The organism is Thermoanaerobacter siderophilus SR4 (assembly GCF_000262445.1).
Taxonomy (GTDB): Bacteria; Bacillota; Thermoanaerobacteria; order Thermoanaerobacterales; family Thermoanaerobacteraceae; genus Thermoanaerobacter; species Thermoanaerobacter ethanolicus.
This window is the reverse complement of sequence record NZ_CM001486.1, coordinates 194271-211446: the sequence shown is the minus strand read 5'-3', so window position 1 is coordinate 211446 and position 17176 is coordinate 194271. Positions and strand designations below refer to the sequence as shown.

Here is a 17176-nt window from a genome sequence, read left to right as displayed (position 1 = left end):
GATGTAAATGTTTAGGTCAAGGTCAAGGATACTTGCAATATTTGTTGCAGCAATAATGGTATTTAGTATGTTTTTCTCTGCGGTACCGCAGATAGCCTTTGCTGCAACGTCAAAAACATTTGACTTTATAGAAGTCACCGATTTTCACGGTTATTTACAAAACGATGGTAAATTAAGTGATGGGACAATTTATAAGCAGCAAATAGCAGGTGTTTTGGCAAAACAAATTAAAGACATAAAAGCTCAAAATCCTGACAGAACTGTAATTTTATCTGGCGGAGATATGTTCCAAGGAACGCCGCTTTCCAACGTCTTAAAAGGACAGCCAGTTATTGACATGATGAAAAACATTGGCTTTGACGCAATAACTCTTGGGAATCACGAATATGACTGGGGTATTAATTCAGTAATTGATACGCAAAATGCTACACTTAAAGATTCAGCAATTCCCGTTCTTGCAGCAAATGTGTATGATAAAACAACTGGGAAGCCTGTGAGTTATGTAAAGCCCTATGTAATTATTGAAAGAGATGGAGTAAAAATCGGCATAATTGGCATCGTAGACAATAAAGAATTCCCAAATATAATAATGCCTGCATATATACAAAATGTTGAATTTAAAGATCCTGTTCCAATTGTAAATGACTTAGCGCAGCAGTTAAGACAACAAGGTGTGCAAATTGTTGTTGTACTGGCACATATGGGCGCATCTCAAGATAAATCAGGCAATGTAACAGGCAATCTTATAGACTTTGCAAAGCAAGTTCAAGGTGTGGATGCGATATTTGGTGGACATACACATTCAATTGTCACTACAAGAGTAAATGGAATTCCTGTAGGGGTTGCTTACTATTATGGCAGAGGATTCATCGATTTAAAGATAACATTAAATGATGATGGCACAGTTACAACAGGCGATATGCAATACATTGATATTACAGGTTTGTATTCTACACAAAATCCTGTAGTGGATCCTGAAGTACAAGCCATTGTTGATAAAGCTGTTCAAGATGTAGGACCAATATTTAACGAAGTGATAGGTCAAGCTGCAATAGATTTGACAAGGACTCAAAGTGCGCAACCTTATGGAGACTCTCTCTTAGGCAATTGGGCAGCACAAGTTACAAAGGATGCAGTAGGAGCAGATTTTGGATTTGCCAATAATGGTGGGCTTAGGATAGATATTCCAAAAGGCGATATAACTGTTGGAATGATGTATCAGCTGATGCCTTTTGACAACACAATAGTTACAATGAAAATGACAGGTGCGCAAGTAAAAACTATCCTTGAACAGGCTGTTCAAGATGGAGGAAAAGGCATACAAGTTGCAGGACTTTCCTTTAAATATGATCCAAGTAAACCTACCATGAATAGAGTATTTGACATGAGAAAGTCCGACGGAACGCCAATACTCATGGATAAAACTTATCTTGTTGCGACAAACAACTTTATGGGCACTGGCGGAGATGGCTTTAAAGGTTTTACAGACCCTGATGTTGCAAAAACTTATGTTGATACATATAAGCTTGTAAGAGATGCATTCATAGATGCAGTTAAAGCTCAAAAGACAGTTACTTCGAAAATAGATAATAGAATTGTACCAGCTAAAATGAGCGATGCGACAATAACAGTAGTTGCTACGTCAGATATACATGGCAATATATACCCATGGGACTACAATACTGCAAAATCAGCTAACCAAGGTCTTGCAAAGGTATCTACTTATGTAAAACAGGTAAGAGCGCAATATCCTTATGTGGTATTAGTAGACAATGGAGACACAATACAAGGAACACCACTTTCTTACTATTATGACAAGATAGATACCACTACAGAATATCCATTAGCAAAAGTAATGGGAGCAATGAAATATGACACCTGGACATTGGGCAACCATGAATACAATTATGGGCTTGACGTTTTGAATAGGATTATAAATGATATGAGAAATGAAGGCATACATGTACTTTCAGCAAATACTTACAAAGGTGACGGAACAAACTTTGTTGACCCTTACTACATTAAGACATTTGATACGCCACAAGGACCTGTAAAAGTGGGTATATTAGGCCTTACGACTAAAACTATACCATCATGGGAAGACAAAGACCACTATGCAGGATTACACTTCAATGACCTTGTAGAGGAAGCAAATAAGTGGGTACCAAAGTTAAGAGAAGCAGGAGCAGACATTGTAGTTGTTGCAATGCACTCTGGTGAAGAATCACCGACAGATGTAATACCTGAAAATCAAGTTAAAGCCGTTGCAACTCAAGTAAATGGTATTGATGCAATAGTGGCAGGACATACACATGCTATTATATCACAGCACACATATAAGAACCCGGCAGGAGAAACAGTTATAGTGACAGAACCTGGTAAATGGGGACAATATGTATCACAGATAAACTTTAATATAAGCAAAAATGCTGATGGAAAATGGGTAATAGATAGCAAATGGAGTGCAACTATAAAAATGGATGATTCTGTACAAGCAGACCCCGATATTTTAAACCTTGCACAACCATATCAAGATGCAACACTTAAATATATAGGAACAAAAATCGGTGTTGCAACAGGTGACTTCTTAGGTACTGAACAGACAGTAAAAGAGACAGCTATAATGGACCTTATCAATAAAGTTCAAAAATATTATGCAAAAACTGATCTGTCAATTGCTGCACCACTTAGCAGCTCAGCGAAGATATTGAAAGGCGATATAACAATTCAAGACATCATGGGTGTATATGTATATGAAAACTATTTGTATGGAATAAAGATGACTGGGAAACAGTTAAAAGACTGGTTGGAATGGTCAGCAAGGTATTACAAACAAGTTTCCTCGCCAAATGATCCTATAACAAAAGATCCTACTTTGAATATACCTGATTACAATCTTGACCAATTGTACGGTGCAAGCTATGTAATAGATTTAACACAACCAGCAGGACATAGAATTAAGAATCTCAAAGTCAATGGCAAACTTGTAAAAGATGACGATGTATTCACAGTAGCAATAAACAACTATAGATTCAATGGTGGTGGCGGATTCATGCAAGCTGCTGGAATAACAAATCCAGAAATTGTATTTGATTCTGCAAAAGCTTATGGCGATGACGGACAGGTAAGGAATTTGATGATTAGATATATTCAAGAGCATGGTACAATTACACCAACTGTTGAAAATTACTGGTATGTATCAACAACTCCTGTGGCAGAAGAAACACCATCACCAGTAACACAGCCAACACCTGCTCCAACTCCGCAACCACAACCTGCACCACAACCTGTATACAACTATGGCATTGTAACTGCATCAGCGCTTAATGTGAGGGCAGGTGCAAGCACTTCAAGCAAAATTATAGGAGTACTTCCTGCCGGAAAAGTTGTGACATTGCTTGAAGAAGTCAACGGCTGGTACAAGATTGACTACAATGGCGAGACAGGATACATCTACGGCAAATACGTTGCTGCAACGCCAAATCCGTCAAATGTAACTGTTTTGAAAGCTGTAAAAGTCACTGCTAAGAGCGGATTAAATGTAAGAGTAGGGAATTCTATAAATGCAAAGAAGATAGGAGCAGTACCATATGGTACAGAACTAAAAGTAGTTGGAGAATATAATGGATGGTATCAGATACAGTATAATGGCGGATTTGGATATGTATACGCAAAATATACAAAATAAGAGGTAAAGAAGAGAAAAGCTGTGGGAAACCGCAGCTTTTCTCTTTTGCAAAAACTGTTGGAGAGAAGAAAATATGTGATAAAATATATAGGTAAGTGGATTATATACAGGAGATTTACAGCGAAAGGATGAAATAAGTTTGAAAATAGGCGATGTAGTTTTAAAAAATAACGTATTTTTATCTCCTATGGCAGGAGTTACAGATAAGCCTTTTAGATTAATTTGCCAAGAAATGGGTTGTGGCCTTGCATACACAGAAATGGTTAGTGCCAAAGGCCTTTATTATGGCAGTGAAAATACAAAAGTGTTGACAGATATTGATGAGGAAGAGAAGGTGGCTCTTCAAATATTTGGTTCTGATCCAGATATTATGGGGGAGATAGCAAAAAGGCTAAATGACAGCAAAGCTTTAATTCTCGATATAAACATGGGATGTCCTACCCCTAAAATAGTTAAAAATGGTGATGGAGCGGCACTTATGCTGAAACCAGAATTAGCAGAAAAAGTAATGGAATCTGTTGTGAAAGCATCAAATAAACCTGTGACAGTTAAAATAAGAAAAGGGTGGGATGATAATCACGTAAATGCTGTGGAAATAGCACAAATTGCTGAAAAGGTTGGCGTTAAAGCAGTAGCAGTACATGGAAGGACGAGAGAACAATTTTATTCTGGAAAAGCTGACTGGAGTATAATAAAAAAAGTCAAAGAAAGTGTAAAAATACCTGTTATAGGTAATGGCGATATATTTACACCAGAAGATGGAAAAAGAATGTTTGAAGAGACAGGGTGCGATGCAATTTTAATAGGACGAGGGGCGCAGGGTAATCCCTGGATATTTAAAAGAACTGTACATTTTTTAAATACCGGAGAATTACTTCCCGAGCCGACAATACAAGAAAAAATAGAAGTGATTATCAGGCATTTGGAAATGATGATAGAATACAAAGGTGAACGTACAGGTATTCTTAAAATGAGAAAACATATTGCTTGGTATTTAAAGGGATTATATGGCAGCGCCAAACTCAGGGAAGCAGTATTTAAAATGGAAAAATATGAGCAAATAAAAGAGTTTTTATTAAATATAGCAAAGACCTATGCAGATTGAAGACGAACTTTTTATTGTATTAAAAGTCTCCTGCTTATATCCTTAAGTGCATTTTAAGTATCTAAGTATGCCTAAGGCTTGTTTTGAGCAGAGGGGACACACTAAGATACTTCGAAATGCACTTTGCGCAAAAAAGAGGAAGCTTATTAAAAAACTTGTCTACAGCCTGAGTCCTGCAGCGATTTTAGCAGGACTTTTAAAAGATAAGTGACAAAATGTAAAAGAGATGCTATTATAAATTGAGGAGTATTTTATTTACATTGAGGTGGTAACGTTGTCAATTGAATATATTGTAGCACTTTGCGGTATAGGATTTGCAGCTGCTTTTATTGATTCTATAGCGGGTGGAGGCGGTATAATAAGCCTTCCAGGGCTTTTAGTACTTGGAGTACCTCCAGCTTTTGCGCTTGGAACTAACAAATTTGCTGCTTCTTGTGCTTCTTTTACTAGTTCTTTAACTTTTATAAAGTATAGAGTGTATGATGGAGATTTGTTAAAATACTTAGTATTTGGGACTTTATTAGGTGCAATTCTTGGAGTCAAAACTGTACTTTTGTTAGATAGCTCGCAATTAAGGATAATTATAATTATTCTAATGATGTTTGTTGCAATATATACCTTGTTTGTTAAAAATATAGGCAATGAAAACAAATTTGAAGGCGTTAATAAAAAGACTATTGCAATAGGCCTTATAATTTCTATAATTCTTGGCTTTTATGATGGCTTTTTTGGACCGGGAACAGGTTCATTTTACATTTTTTTATTCTTAACACTTTTGAATTATGATTTTAAAATAAGTGCAGGAAATGGGAAAATACTGAATTTTGTAAGCAATATAACTTCGCTAATTATGTTTGCGTTACATGGTAAGATATTGTATTCTATTGCAATTCCCATGGCGTTAGCAATGATACTGGGGGCAAGATTGGGGACAAAGCTGGCTATAAAAAATGGAGCTCGGCTTATAAGGCCTATATTGATTTCTGTCACTTTGTTGTATGCAGTGAAAATGATTTTTGATATAACAAATCATTAAAGTAAGACATGCACAAATAAAAGGGATTAACCACATATATGTATCATGGAGATGATGCATATATGTGGGAGGAAAATAGAACAAAAAAATATAAAGGAATTGACATTATAGAATTCTATCAAAAAGAGGCAATTAAAAGGAAAAACACAATACCCAAAAAAACTTTTTATAATAGATTTTTGAAAATTGGAGACCACATAATGATATCAAAACCCTATGAGGAAAAGTTTGAAGAGAAAAGATATAAAATCAGCCTTTATGAACTGTTAAAAAACGTATATTATGAAGAAGCATTTGGGATAAACATCTCTTCCAAAAGAAAAAAAGAAGTCTATCGCAACAATATCTCTTTTGAAAATTTTACTATAGGCGATATTGTTTTAGCCACAAGCCCGGGATTTCACATACAAGGTGCTATTAGACATGCTGCTATATTCGATAGCAGAAGATATCATGGGAGCGTTGATGATGAATGCTTACTCACTGCAGAACCAAATAAAGGAGTAATATACGAGTCTATTCGATTTTATCATGAAAACTTTGGAGAAGCATGGGGACTTTATGTGCCCAATACCACTTTACAACAAAGAATTGCAGTTGTCGATGAAATAGCAAAACATATAGGAGAGAGATATTATTGGAGTGCTCATAAAAGCAACTCAAAAGTTTGGTATTGTTCATTGATTCCTTGGAGAGGATATTATAAAATTACAGGTATTGATATTGACTATAATGACGGATATTGGGTTTTACCTATTGACATTTTTATGAGTGAATATACTGAAGTTTTTGAGTATTCAAGGGGATAGTATGTACTATCCCTCAGTTTGTTGACAAAGTTAAAAAAATTTTCAAAGGAGATATTTTGCATCGTCGCTCCGATGTTCCAAAGCGACAAAACTAAAGCTCGACCTTCAGGCTGTTGTAAGATGTCTGATAATTTGAAAACAAAAAGAAAATCAAAAGTCATATTGACTTTTGTAAATGTTATATTATATAATAATTCCGTAAACACGTGTTTATAAGATTGTGTTATAAAGATTCTTAATAACATATTGCTTTTAAAAATAATAGCATAATATAGTGTTAAAAAATATGGCACTTCTTTGCATGGTAAGATTTAAAAAAGTACAGGCGTAATACCGAGATATGACTTGAAAAATAGAGAACAGAATAAAATAATTTTTTGTAGCAGGTGAGGGCTTCTTTTGTTGAAATATAAGGAAATTTGTATTATAATTAGAGAAACACGAATTTATAATTATCTCTTAATAAGGAGTAAGGTGCATGAATAGCAAGGATATTGCAAGGATTGCAGGTGTTTCACGTAGTACAGTTTCAAGAGTAATAAATAATTATCCGAATGTTCCGCCTGAGACTAAAGAAAAGGTCTTAAAAGTTATCAGGGAATATAATTATGTTCCTCACGCTTCAGCAAGGATGCTTAGAGGAAAAAGTTCAAAAACTATTGGATTGGTGATAGTTGATTTAAAGAAAAATAGTGATATTCATAAGGTGTATGATAATGTTTACTTTGGGCCTTTTACGACGGCGGTTATTGATTTTGCGAATCAATTAGGCTATAACGTGCTTGTGATAACTGTTTACAAAACAAGAGATTACAAGAAAGTAAGAGAAGTCTTTTATAACAAGACTATAAACGGTGCGATTTTTATTGGAGTAAAAAATGATGATCCAGATATAAAAAATTTAATTGAGGCTGGATTAAAGACTGCCGTAATTGATCAGGAAATTAAGGAAGATGAAGATGACGCTTTTAACAAAAGCATTATAGTGAACATGGATAATGTAAATGGTGCGTATGAAGCGACAAAATATCTAATCAATTTAGGGCATACGGAAATTGCTCATATAACAGGTGATATGGAAAAACTTTCTGGATTTGCAAGATTAGAAGGATATAAAAAAGCATTGAAAGAAGCGGGTATTCCTTTTAAAAGCAGCTTAGTTGTAAAAGGCGATTTTGTTGAAGAAAGTGGTTATAAAGCTGCATATAAATTATTTAAAAAGGCAAAGCCCACAGCGATTTTTGCTTCAAACGACCAGATGGCTATAGGAGCTATGCAGGCTTTAGAAGAGATGGGATATAAAGTGCCTGAAGATGTTTCTATAATCGGATTTGATGATATTACAATATCTCGTTATTTAAAACCTGCTTTGACGACCATGAGTGCATCTTTATTGCAAATGGCGGAATTGGCGGTAGAAAATTTGATTAAGTCTATTGAAGAAGAAATAGCTATTACAGCTAAATTTGTTGTTCCTGTAAAACTTGTAGAAAGAGAATCCTGTAAAAGAATTGAAATGCAAAGAGAAAAAATAAATGATAAATATGCACTAACTATGAAATAAAGGCATTACGCCTTTATTTATGAATATTTGTAAACACGTGTTAAGTAACAATAAGAAAAATGACTATATCAATTCGGCGAATGAAAAAGGGATTTATGATGCAATAAATTACTTAATTCAAAATGGGCATAAAAAATAGGATTTATTGGTAATAACGAATGGTCATATAGTTTTAAAAAACGTTATCAAGCGTATATTATGTATATGGAAGAATTTAAGATACAAATCGACGAAAAATTTGTGTGGCTTGATATAAATTTAAAAGGGCCAAATTTTTTAGAAGACATGTATTATTTTAAAAAGAAAATAAATGTAAATGATACTGATTTTCCAACCGCTTGGATATGTGCCAATGATAAAATTGCATTGGCATTTATGAGGTCTTTGTCTGAATTAAATATAAAAGTTCCTGAAGACGTTTCTGTGATTGGCTTTGATAATATTGAGATGGGAGCGATTTCTTATCCTCCTTTAACTACTATAAATGTTCCTAAACAACAATTAGGCGTAAAAGCTATTCAACAACTTGTATATCGAATAAATAATCCAGAGAAAATATATGAGGATATTAGGTTAAACACGAATCTAATTGTTCGTGGTTCGGTAAAAAAAATTACGTAAAAAATTTTTAAAGTGAATAATAACGTGTTCATTAAAAACTTTATTTCTTTTGAAAATATTAGAATATAGTTTTTGTAGTGTTAAATAGTGATATGCGTGATATTAGAATGTAGAATATTAAAGAATCCATCAAATAATAAACACGTTTTTATAAATTTAATACAAAACCAATTTTACGATAGCCTAAAACAAGAGGCTGAGAGGCCTTTTGTTTTAAAAAATTCAAAGAAAGGGGGAATATGAGGAGTAAAATAAAATTTTTTAAAATAAAAGGAAACAACAAACCAAAAAGGGGGATTTTTAGGATGAGAAGGCTGTTAAGTCTATTATTAGTGTTAATGCTAATAATGGGCGCATTAGCAGGCTGTGGACAAAAGAGTCAAGAAACAAGCGATAAATCGAACCAGCAAAATGCAAATACACAGCAAGTTGCACAGGAGACAACATATCAAAGAAACGAAACAGTATACTTTGGAGGTGGATTATGGAGCCCGCCCAGCAACTGGAATCCGCTAACACCATGGAATGCTGTAACAGGTACAGTTGGATTAATTTATGAAACACTATTCAACTATGACCCGCTTAAAAACGAATTCATACCATGGTTAGCAGAGAAAGGTGAATGGACCTCTGATAATACTTATCAAATCACTTTAAGAGACGGGCTCACATGGCAAGATGGAAAACCTTTAACCTCAGAGGACGTAAAATTCACCTTTGAAATAGCAAAACAATATTCTGAGATTTATTATAGCCCAATGTGGCAATGGTTGCAATCTATAGAGACACCGGACAACAAAACAGTAATATTTAAGTTCTCAACTGTAAACTATCATGAATGGGCATATAACTTGTATCAGATACCTATTATTCCAAAGCATATATGGGCAGATAAGTCAAAAGATGATATGTTAAATGGTGCAAATGAAAAGGCTATAGGTTCAGGACCCTATTTATTTGACACTTATAGCAATGATCGTATGGTTTACAAGAGGAATGACAACTGGTGGGGCATAAAAGCAATGAATATGACCCCAGCACCAAAGAGAATAGTTTATTTAATTGTGCCTAGTAACAACGTTGCATTGGGAATGCTAATGAAAGGTGAATTAGATTTAAGTAACTTTTTCCTTCCAGGTATAAAGACTTTGAAAGCTAACTACGGTATAACGACTTTTTATGATAATCCGCCATATATGATTCCAGATAATACTGTGTTTATGTTTATCAATACCACTAAATCTCCATTAAACAATGTTGAATTAAGGAAAGCAATGGCATATGCGATCAATCCTAAGGTAATAGCAGAAAAAGTATATGAAAATCAAGTAGAACCAGCAAATCCATTAGGATTTGTGCCGGCTAAGGCTTGGGAAGAATATTATGATAAAAATGTAGTTAATAAATATGGCTATACCTATGATCCAGAAAAAGCGAAATCAATTTTGGATGCAGCAGGATTTAAATTAGGAAGTGATGGAGTAAGGACAGCACCCGATGGAAAAAGATTTAAGTTAGAGATTAGTGTGCCATATGGTTGGACAGATTGGATGGAAGCAGCTAAAATTGTTGCAGATCAATTAAAGGCAGTAGGAATCGATGCGGAAGCTAAATTTCCAGATTATAGTAAATATTATGAGGATTTAACGAAAGGAACATTTGATTTATCATTTAATAACTTTGGCAGCCAAGTCACGTCAACTCCATGGACTTTGTATAATTGGCTATTTAACAAAGTTCAAGAAAACGGTCCTCAGAATAATGGAAACTTTGGGCGCTTTGATGTGCCAGGATTACAAGACTTAATAGCAAAATTTAACCAAACAAAGCTAGGAAGTCCAGAAGCCAAGCAAGCAGCTGCACAACTTGAAGAGATTTTCTTAAAGAATATGCCAGCTATACCACTTTGGTACAATGGTCTCTGGTTCCAAGCATCAAATGCAGCATGGGAGAATTGGCCAACAGAACATGACCCATATGCTTATCCAGTTACTTGGGGTGGCAGATGGCAAACAGGTGGGACAATGATGTTGATGAAGATAAAACCGAAAGCTTCGCAATAATAAATGGGGGTATATAAATGTTACGGTATTTAATAAAGAAGTTGTACATTTACATTTTGACTTTCTTTTTTGCAGTAACTATTGACTGGCTAATCCCCAGGTTTATGCCTGGGGACCCCATTCTTGTATTAGTTTCAAGATTTTCGGGGCTACCAGAGTCAGCAAAAGTAATGTATGGGTATCTAATCAAAGCTTTTGGCTTAGATCTACCTTTATGGAAACAATACCTTAACTTTTGGATAGCATTGTTTAAAGGTGATTTAGGAATTAGCATTTATATGTATCCTAAACCGGTTCTAGATGTTATAGCACAAGCTATACCTTACACATTAGTAGTGTTATTGCCATCAATTTTACTAAGTTGGATAGTAGGGAACTATATAGGAGCAGTAGCAGCGAGACATAGAAGCTTAGATTCCAGAATGTTACCAATTTTTTATATAATTACATCTATACCATACATGTGGTTAGGAATACTATTAGCATGGGCATTAGGAGTTGTTCTTGGGATTTTCCCTATTGCAGGAGCTTATAGTTTTAGTATGAGACCGAATTGGTCATGGCAATTTGTAGTGGACTTTTTAAGACATTGGATATTGCCTTTCTTGTCTCTCTTTATAGTGCAAATTGGTGGTTGGGCGATAGGTATGAGAAATTTGATAATATATGAACTTGAAGCCAATTATTCAAGATATTTAGAAGCTTTAGGAGCATCAGAAGGGCTTATTAGAAGATATGCCTTTAAAAATGCTATACTTCCACAGATTACAGGTTTAGCGTTGCAATTAGGTACAATCGTAGCAGGGTCCATAGCAACAGAAGTAGTATTTTCTTATCCAGGAATGGGATATATGTTATTGCAAGGTATATTAAATCAGGATTATTTTTTGGTACAAGGAGTCTTCTTGTTTATAATCATAGGGGTATTACTTGCGAATTTCTTAGTTGATATACTCTACATGATTGTTGATCCAAGAATTAGACTAGGACTTGGAGGAGAAAATGTATGAAAGAGTTTATATATTTTGCGTTTAAAAACACGAAATTTAAGATAGGCTTGACAATATTACTATTTTTTCTGATATTGGCTATAATTGGACCTTATATTTCTTACTATAAAGACCCATTGGAGTATGTCAGTATGAGCAATCTTCCTCCAAGCAGAGAAAACTGGTTAGGGACAACAACCTTTGGGCAAGATGTCTTTACCCAGTTTGTATACGGACTTAGGTCGACATTTTTTATTGGGTTATTTGGAGGAGGACTTGCCACAATAATAGGGCTTTTAATTGGTTTTATAGCAGGATACAAAGGCGGATTATTAGACGACCTTTTAATGATGTTGACGAACATATTAATAGTAATACCTACATTAGCTTTACTCATAATCATAGCAGCCTATTTACCCTATAGAGGAATAGGGATACAAAGCGTGATAATAGGTTTGACAGCATGGCCATGGACAGCAAGGGCTGTACGCGCCCAAACACTTTCTTTAAGGTCAAGAGAGTTTGTGAATTTAGCTAAAATAACAGCATTGAGACCATTAAAAATAGTTTTAGAAGAAATAGCGCCAAACATGATGTCTTATGTAGTAATGGTATTCATATTGCAGTTTGCAGGAGCAATATTAGCAGCAGTAGGATTGGATTTTATAGGATTGGGACCAACAAGGGGAATTTCATTAGGCTTAATGATGCAGTACTCAGTATTATGGAACGCAATCCAACTAGGAATGTGGTGGTGGTTTGTTCCTCCAGGGTTGGCAATCACAATGATAGTCAGTTCCTTATATTTTCTCAATATAGGTCTTGACGAAATATTTAATCCAAGGCTGAGGGAGGAGTGACCAATTTGATACAAATAGAAAGATTGCGAATTTATTACAAAACATTGCATGGTGATGCCAAAGCATTAGATGATGTAACTTTTACAATAAATGACAAAGAAATATTGGGTATAGCTGGAGAATCAGGCTGTGGTAAGTCAACCCTGGGTAATTCATTGATACTTTTAAAGCCGCCAATGAAATATGTATCAGGAGAGGTAAAGATTAACGGAGAAAAATTGCCAATAGACAATAATACTGAAATGAGGAGGTATCGCTATAAAAAAATTTCTCTTATTCCCCAATATGCTATGGATGCTTTAAATCCCACCCGCAAAATAGGGGGGATAATAAGGGACTTAGTGGGACAACACAAAATAAAATATGAGGAAATAGAAAAAAGGCTACATGAGCGTTTAAACATGGTAAAACTTTCAAAAGATGTTCTTAATATGTATCCTTTTGAACTCTCAGGTGGGATGAAACAGAGACTAGTATTAGTAATATCAACTTTATTAAATCCAGACCTTTTAATAGCAGACGAAGTCACATCAGCCCTTGATGTATCTTCTCAGAAAGCAGTTTCGCTGATGTTTAAGGAGTTTAGAGATAGGGAGATAGTAAACTCAATAATATTTATTACCCATGATATAGCAGTTTTATACCAAATAGCGGATAGGATAGTTATAATGTATGCAGGGAAAGTAGCGGAAATTGGTCCGACAGAAGAAATAATAGCGAATCCTTTGCATCCCTATACAAAAGCTCTGATTAAATCATTGCCTAATGCAGGAATACGTCATACAAAAGAAAAATTAGAGGGTATCCCTGGTCATCCTCCCAATCTCATAAATCCTCCAGCAGGATGTAGATTTAGAGATAGATGTCCATTTGCAGATGAAAACTGTTTAGAAGAGCCACCACTTAAAGAAATCAATAAAGGCCGCCTTGTGGCTTGTTGGAAGGTGAAGGATTTATGATCAAAGCAAAGAATCTTACAAAGGTTTTTAATTCAGGGTTTTTGTTTAGTAAAAACACAATAACAGCAGTAGATGAAGTAAATTTTGAAATAGGCAGGGGAGAAATTTTAGCTTTAGTAGGTGAAAGTGGCAGTGGAAAGTCTACAATAGGTAAAATGATGTTAAAATTGCTAAAACCAAGTGGTGGCCAAATTTTACTTAAGGACAAGGATATCTTTAGCATATCAAATAACAAAGAGTTTTACTCAAAAGTTCAAGGAATTTTTCAAGACCCATATTCCTCTTTTAATCCTATATTTAAAGTAAATAGAATATTTAAATTAGTAAGGCAGTCCTTTAAAAAAGAAGTGCCTGCATCAGAATGGAATGATAGAGTAGAAAATGTATTAAAGAAAGTGGGACTGAATGCTGGAGATGTGTTAAACAAGTATATACACCAATTGAGTGGAGGACAGCTTCAAAGATTATTAATAGCAAGGGCGCTACTGATGGATGTAGAGGTATTAGTAGCAGATGAAATTACTAGTATGTTAGATGCTTCAACTCGTGTAGATGTTTTAGAAGCATTGCTTAGCTTAAAAGAAATAGGAGCTGCTATAATGTTTATTACCCATGACCTTTCGCAGGCGTATTATATAAGCGATAAGATAGTGGTTTTATATAGAGGGTCAATTGTAGAGATGGGCTCAATAGAAAAAGTATTTTCTAATCCCAGACATCCTTATACACAGATGCTATTAGACTCAATACCACAATTAGATAGAAAATGGGAAACAGATAAATTTGATATAGAAGATTCAAGTAAAAATCAGACTATATGGAAAGAAGGATTCTGCAAGTATGTAGATAGATGCCCTATCGCAGATACAACTTGTATTAACCCTACCCTTAAATTAGTAGAGGAAGACCATTATGTTGCTTGTGCGAAGTTGTGAATTAAATAGGAATAAAGGGTGATTTAATTATGGAAAAGCGAATTTCTTTAAATGGAACATGGCATTTTAGAGAGGCAAATGCTAGTGAATGGTATGAAGGAGAAGTTCCAGGATGTGTTCAGCTAGATTTAATAAGACTAGGGAAAATAGAAGATCCTTATTATCGCATGAATGAAATAAAGTTTCATAAATTAGAAGAAAAAGAATGGGTATACAAAAAAGAATTTAACTTTGATGTAAAAAACAAGGATGAATTTGACGCAATAAAGTTAATTTTTGAGGGAATAGATACTTTTGCTGATATTTATTTAAATGACATACACTTAGGAAGAACACAAAATATGTTTATACCACATGAATTCAACGTTAAGGATGCTATAAGATATGGGGAAAATATATTAGAGGTACATTTTGATTCACCTATAAAGACGATAAAAGCTGTGGAACAAACAAGTTCTGTAAAACTTGAATGGTCAGGAGAAAGTGGCAGGCCTTATGTGAGAAAAGCACAATATTCATTCGGATGGGATTGGGGTCCAAGGATAGTCCAGGTAGGTCTTTGGAGAGGCGTGTATTTGTCTTTAGTAAAATATGCAGAGATAAAAAATCCATATTTCCATACAGAAAAAATTGAGCAAAACAAAGCTTACGTGGCAATAAATGCAGAAGTTGAAAGTTATACGCAAAAAGATCTTGAAGCTAAAATAGAAATAATGCATAAAGACATTTCATATGGGAAGAAGCGAGTAAAAATTCAGAAGGGCAAGATAAAAGCCTCAATGATTATAGACAATCCTAAATTGTGGTACCCAAATGGATTTGGAGAACAGCCTCTTTATGAAGTGAAAATAACACTTTTAGCGGATGAAGAAATAATAGATGAAAAAAGTTTTAAAAGCGGAATAAGGACAGTTAGATTAATAAGAGAAAAAGATGAAGAAGGAGAAAGTTTTATTTTTGAAATAAACGGTGTAAAAGTTTTTGCAAAAGGAGCCAATTGGATACCAGCTGACAACCTATTACCTAGATTAACCAAGGAAGATTATTACGAATATATAAGACTTGCAAAAGAAGCGAATATGAACATGCTACGAGTATGGGGAGGAGGGATATATGAAGATCCAGCATTTTATAATGCCTGTGATGAGATGGGCATAATGGTATGGCAGGATTTTATGTATGCCTGTGCCCAATACCCTGACCAACTTGAATGGTTTCAAAAATTAGCAAAAGAAGAATCCGAGAAAGTCATATTAAGTCTTAGAAATCATCCTTCAATTGTATTGTGGTGTGGGAATAATGAAAACAATTGGGGATTTCACTCCTGGTGGGATAATGGAGATCCAAAATATTTGGGCAATTACATTTATAAGGAAATATTACCTAAAGTGTGTGCAAAATTAGATCCGTCAAGGCCTTATTGGGTATCAAGTCCTTATGGAGGAGAAGATCCAAATAGTGAAACTGAAGGCGATAGGCATCAGTGGAATGTGTGGAGTGGATGGGTAGACTATGAAGAGTACACAAAAGATAAGGGCAGATTTATTAGTGAATTTGGATTCCAATCAATGCCAGATTGGAAAACAGTGCTCTCCTATACAGCTCCTGAAGATAGAAAGATATTAAGCCCAGTTATGATTTCTCACAACAAAATGGTAGAAGGAATGGAAAGATTAGTAAGGTTTATGGTAGGACACTTAGGATTTCCTAAAGACCTTAAAAGCTTTGTTTACTTAAGTCAATTTAACCAAGCGGAGGCTATAAAAACAGGTGTAGAACATTGGAGGTCAAGAAAATTTAAGACAGCAGGGACATTGTACTGGCAGTTTAATGACTGCTGGCCTGTAGCTAGCTGGTCTTGTATTGATTATTACAAGAGGAAAAAAGCATTGTATCACTATTCAAAGAAATTTTATGCAGAAATTTTACCATACATAAAAGAGGAAGATGGGGGTATCACAATCTATGGCATAAGTGATTTGGTGCATGATAAAGAAGTAGAGGTAACTATAAAAGTTTTCAAACTAAATGGTGAAAAAATTGCAGAGAAACAGTTAAAAACGAGATTAATAGCAAATGACGTTACAAAAATAGCTCACTATAAAATTGAGGAATTAAATATTGGGTACAGTGTAAAGGAAATGCCTATAGCAATACCGGGGTGTACATTGCCAGTAGAGAAAAATGGAGAACTACTAGATAGTGTTATATATGTAGAAATAATTGCTGATGGCAAGACTTATGAGAATTATAAAGTGTTTGATAAATTTAGAAATTTAAGTTTAATAGAACCCAAAATTAATTATCAAATAAAAAATGATTTAATAGTCTTAACAACAGATGTTCCAGCATTTGGAGTGTTTATAGAGCCCGAAAATGATATAGATTTATCTGACAATTGTTTAAATATGATGCCAGGTAAACAATATGAAGTAAAATTTTCACAAAAACCCGAGAGTGTTGAAGTTTTTGACATTACTCAATTAGTAGCAAATATATAAAGTAAAAAAGTTTCAACAATTACCATTAAAGATAGGAGTGATAATA

12 protein-coding genes are annotated in these 17176 nt (G+C 34.6%); all 12 read left to right on the top strand.

The features are described 5' to 3' along the window. The first annotated feature begins 7 nt into the window (after window positions 1-7). The 12 genes from THESIDRAFT1_RS01080 (at window position 8) to THESIDRAFT1_RS01025 (ending at window position 17130) form a co-directional block, all read left to right on the top strand. Window positions 8-3688: a 5'-nucleotidase C-terminal domain-containing protein gene (locus tag THESIDRAFT1_RS01080; protein WP_006569239.1), complete on the top strand. Its 3681-nt coding sequence runs from the start codon at window positions 8-10 to the stop codon at window positions 3686-3688. A 139-nt stretch (window positions 3689-3827) separates the two neighbouring features. Beyond that, on the top strand, window positions 3828-4793 hold the full coding sequence (gene dusB / locus THESIDRAFT1_RS01075; RefSeq protein ID WP_006569238.1) for a tRNA dihydrouridine synthase DusB: 966 nt from the start codon (window positions 3828-3830) through the stop codon (window positions 4791-4793). A gap of 274 nt (window positions 4794-5067) precedes the next feature. Then, window positions 5068-5829 (top strand): TSUP family transporter, encoded by a 762-nt coding sequence (locus tag THESIDRAFT1_RS01070; protein WP_003869880.1) that lies wholly within the window; start codon window positions 5068-5070, stop codon window positions 5827-5829. Between the two features lie 38 nt (window positions 5830-5867). Beyond that, on the top strand, window positions 5868-6638 hold the full coding sequence (locus THESIDRAFT1_RS01065; RefSeq protein WP_004399762.1) for a hypothetical protein: 771 nt from the start codon (window positions 5868-5870) through the stop codon (window positions 6636-6638). Between the two features lie 478 nt (window positions 6639-7116). Beyond that, a complete protein-coding gene (locus THESIDRAFT1_RS01060; RefSeq protein ID WP_006569237.1) occupies window positions 7117-8202 on the top strand; it encodes a LacI family DNA-binding transcriptional regulator in 1086 nt (361 codons plus the stop codon). Window positions 8203-8337: 135 nt separating this feature from the next. Further along, on the top strand, window positions 8338-8823 hold the full coding sequence (locus THESIDRAFT1_RS01055) for a substrate-binding domain-containing protein (RefSeq protein WP_341853118.1): 486 nt from the start codon (window positions 8338-8340) through the stop codon (window positions 8821-8823). Between the two features lie 305 nt (window positions 8824-9128). Further along, window positions 9129-10886: an ABC transporter substrate-binding protein gene (locus tag THESIDRAFT1_RS01050; protein WP_006569236.1), complete on the top strand. Its 1758-nt coding sequence runs from the start codon at window positions 9129-9131 to the stop codon at window positions 10884-10886. Between the two features lie 17 nt (window positions 10887-10903). Continuing rightward, a complete protein-coding gene (locus THESIDRAFT1_RS01045; protein ID WP_006569235.1) occupies window positions 10904-11896 on the top strand; it encodes an ABC transporter permease in 993 nt (330 codons plus the stop codon). After that, entirely contained in the window at window positions 11893-12735 is an 843-nt protein-coding gene (locus THESIDRAFT1_RS01040; protein ID WP_006569234.1) for an ABC transporter permease, read from the top strand. Before THESIDRAFT1_RS01045 ends, THESIDRAFT1_RS01040 begins: the two co-directional genes overlap by 4 nt. 5 nt (window positions 12736-12740) lie before the next feature. Beyond that, window positions 12741-13694 (top strand): ABC transporter ATP-binding protein, encoded by a 954-nt coding sequence (locus THESIDRAFT1_RS01035; RefSeq protein WP_006569233.1) that lies wholly within the window; start codon window positions 12741-12743, stop codon window positions 13692-13694. Further along, window positions 13691-14629 carry an ABC transporter ATP-binding protein gene (locus tag THESIDRAFT1_RS01030; RefSeq protein ID WP_039929074.1) on the top strand — a complete coding sequence of 313 codons (939 nt, stop codon included), beginning with the start codon at window positions 13691-13693 and terminating at the stop codon, window positions 14627-14629. The genes THESIDRAFT1_RS01035 and THESIDRAFT1_RS01030 overlap by 4 nt, the downstream gene beginning before the upstream one ends. 29 nt (window positions 14630-14658) lie before the next feature. Next, window positions 14659-17130, top strand: coding sequence for a beta-mannosidase (locus tag THESIDRAFT1_RS01025; RefSeq protein ID WP_006569231.1), 2472 nt, complete (start codon window positions 14659-14661; stop codon window positions 17128-17130). The last annotated feature ends 46 nt before the right edge of the window (window positions 17131-17176 follow it).

What these genes read in the sequence shown, in the direction of transcription:
- THESIDRAFT1_RS01080 (WP_006569239.1), top strand. Translation starts at nt 8, where the DNA reads ATGTTTAGGTCAAGGTCAAGGATACTTGCAATATTTGTTGCAGCAATA.
- THESIDRAFT1_RS01065 (WP_004399762.1), top strand. Translation starts at nt 5,868, where the DNA reads ATGTATCATGGAGATGATGCATATATGTGGGAGGAAAATAGAACAAAA.
- THESIDRAFT1_RS01060 (WP_006569237.1), top strand. Translation starts at nt 7,117, where the DNA reads ATGAATAGCAAGGATATTGCAAGGATTGCAGGTGTTTCACGTAGTACA.
- THESIDRAFT1_RS01050 (WP_006569236.1), top strand. Translation starts at nt 9,129, where the DNA reads ATGAGAAGGCTGTTAAGTCTATTATTAGTGTTAATGCTAATAATGGGC.
- THESIDRAFT1_RS01045 (WP_006569235.1), top strand. Translation starts at nt 10,904, where the DNA reads ATGTTACGGTATTTAATAAAGAAGTTGTACATTTACATTTTGACTTTC.
- THESIDRAFT1_RS01040 (WP_006569234.1), top strand. Translation starts at nt 11,893, where the DNA reads ATGAAAGAGTTTATATATTTTGCGTTTAAAAACACGAAATTTAAGATA.
- THESIDRAFT1_RS01030 (WP_039929074.1), top strand. Translation starts at nt 13,691, where the DNA reads ATGATCAAAGCAAAGAATCTTACAAAGGTTTTTAATTCAGGGTTTTTG.
- THESIDRAFT1_RS01025 (WP_006569231.1), top strand. Translation starts at nt 14,659, where the DNA reads ATGGAAAAGCGAATTTCTTTAAATGGAACATGGCATTTTAGAGAGGCA.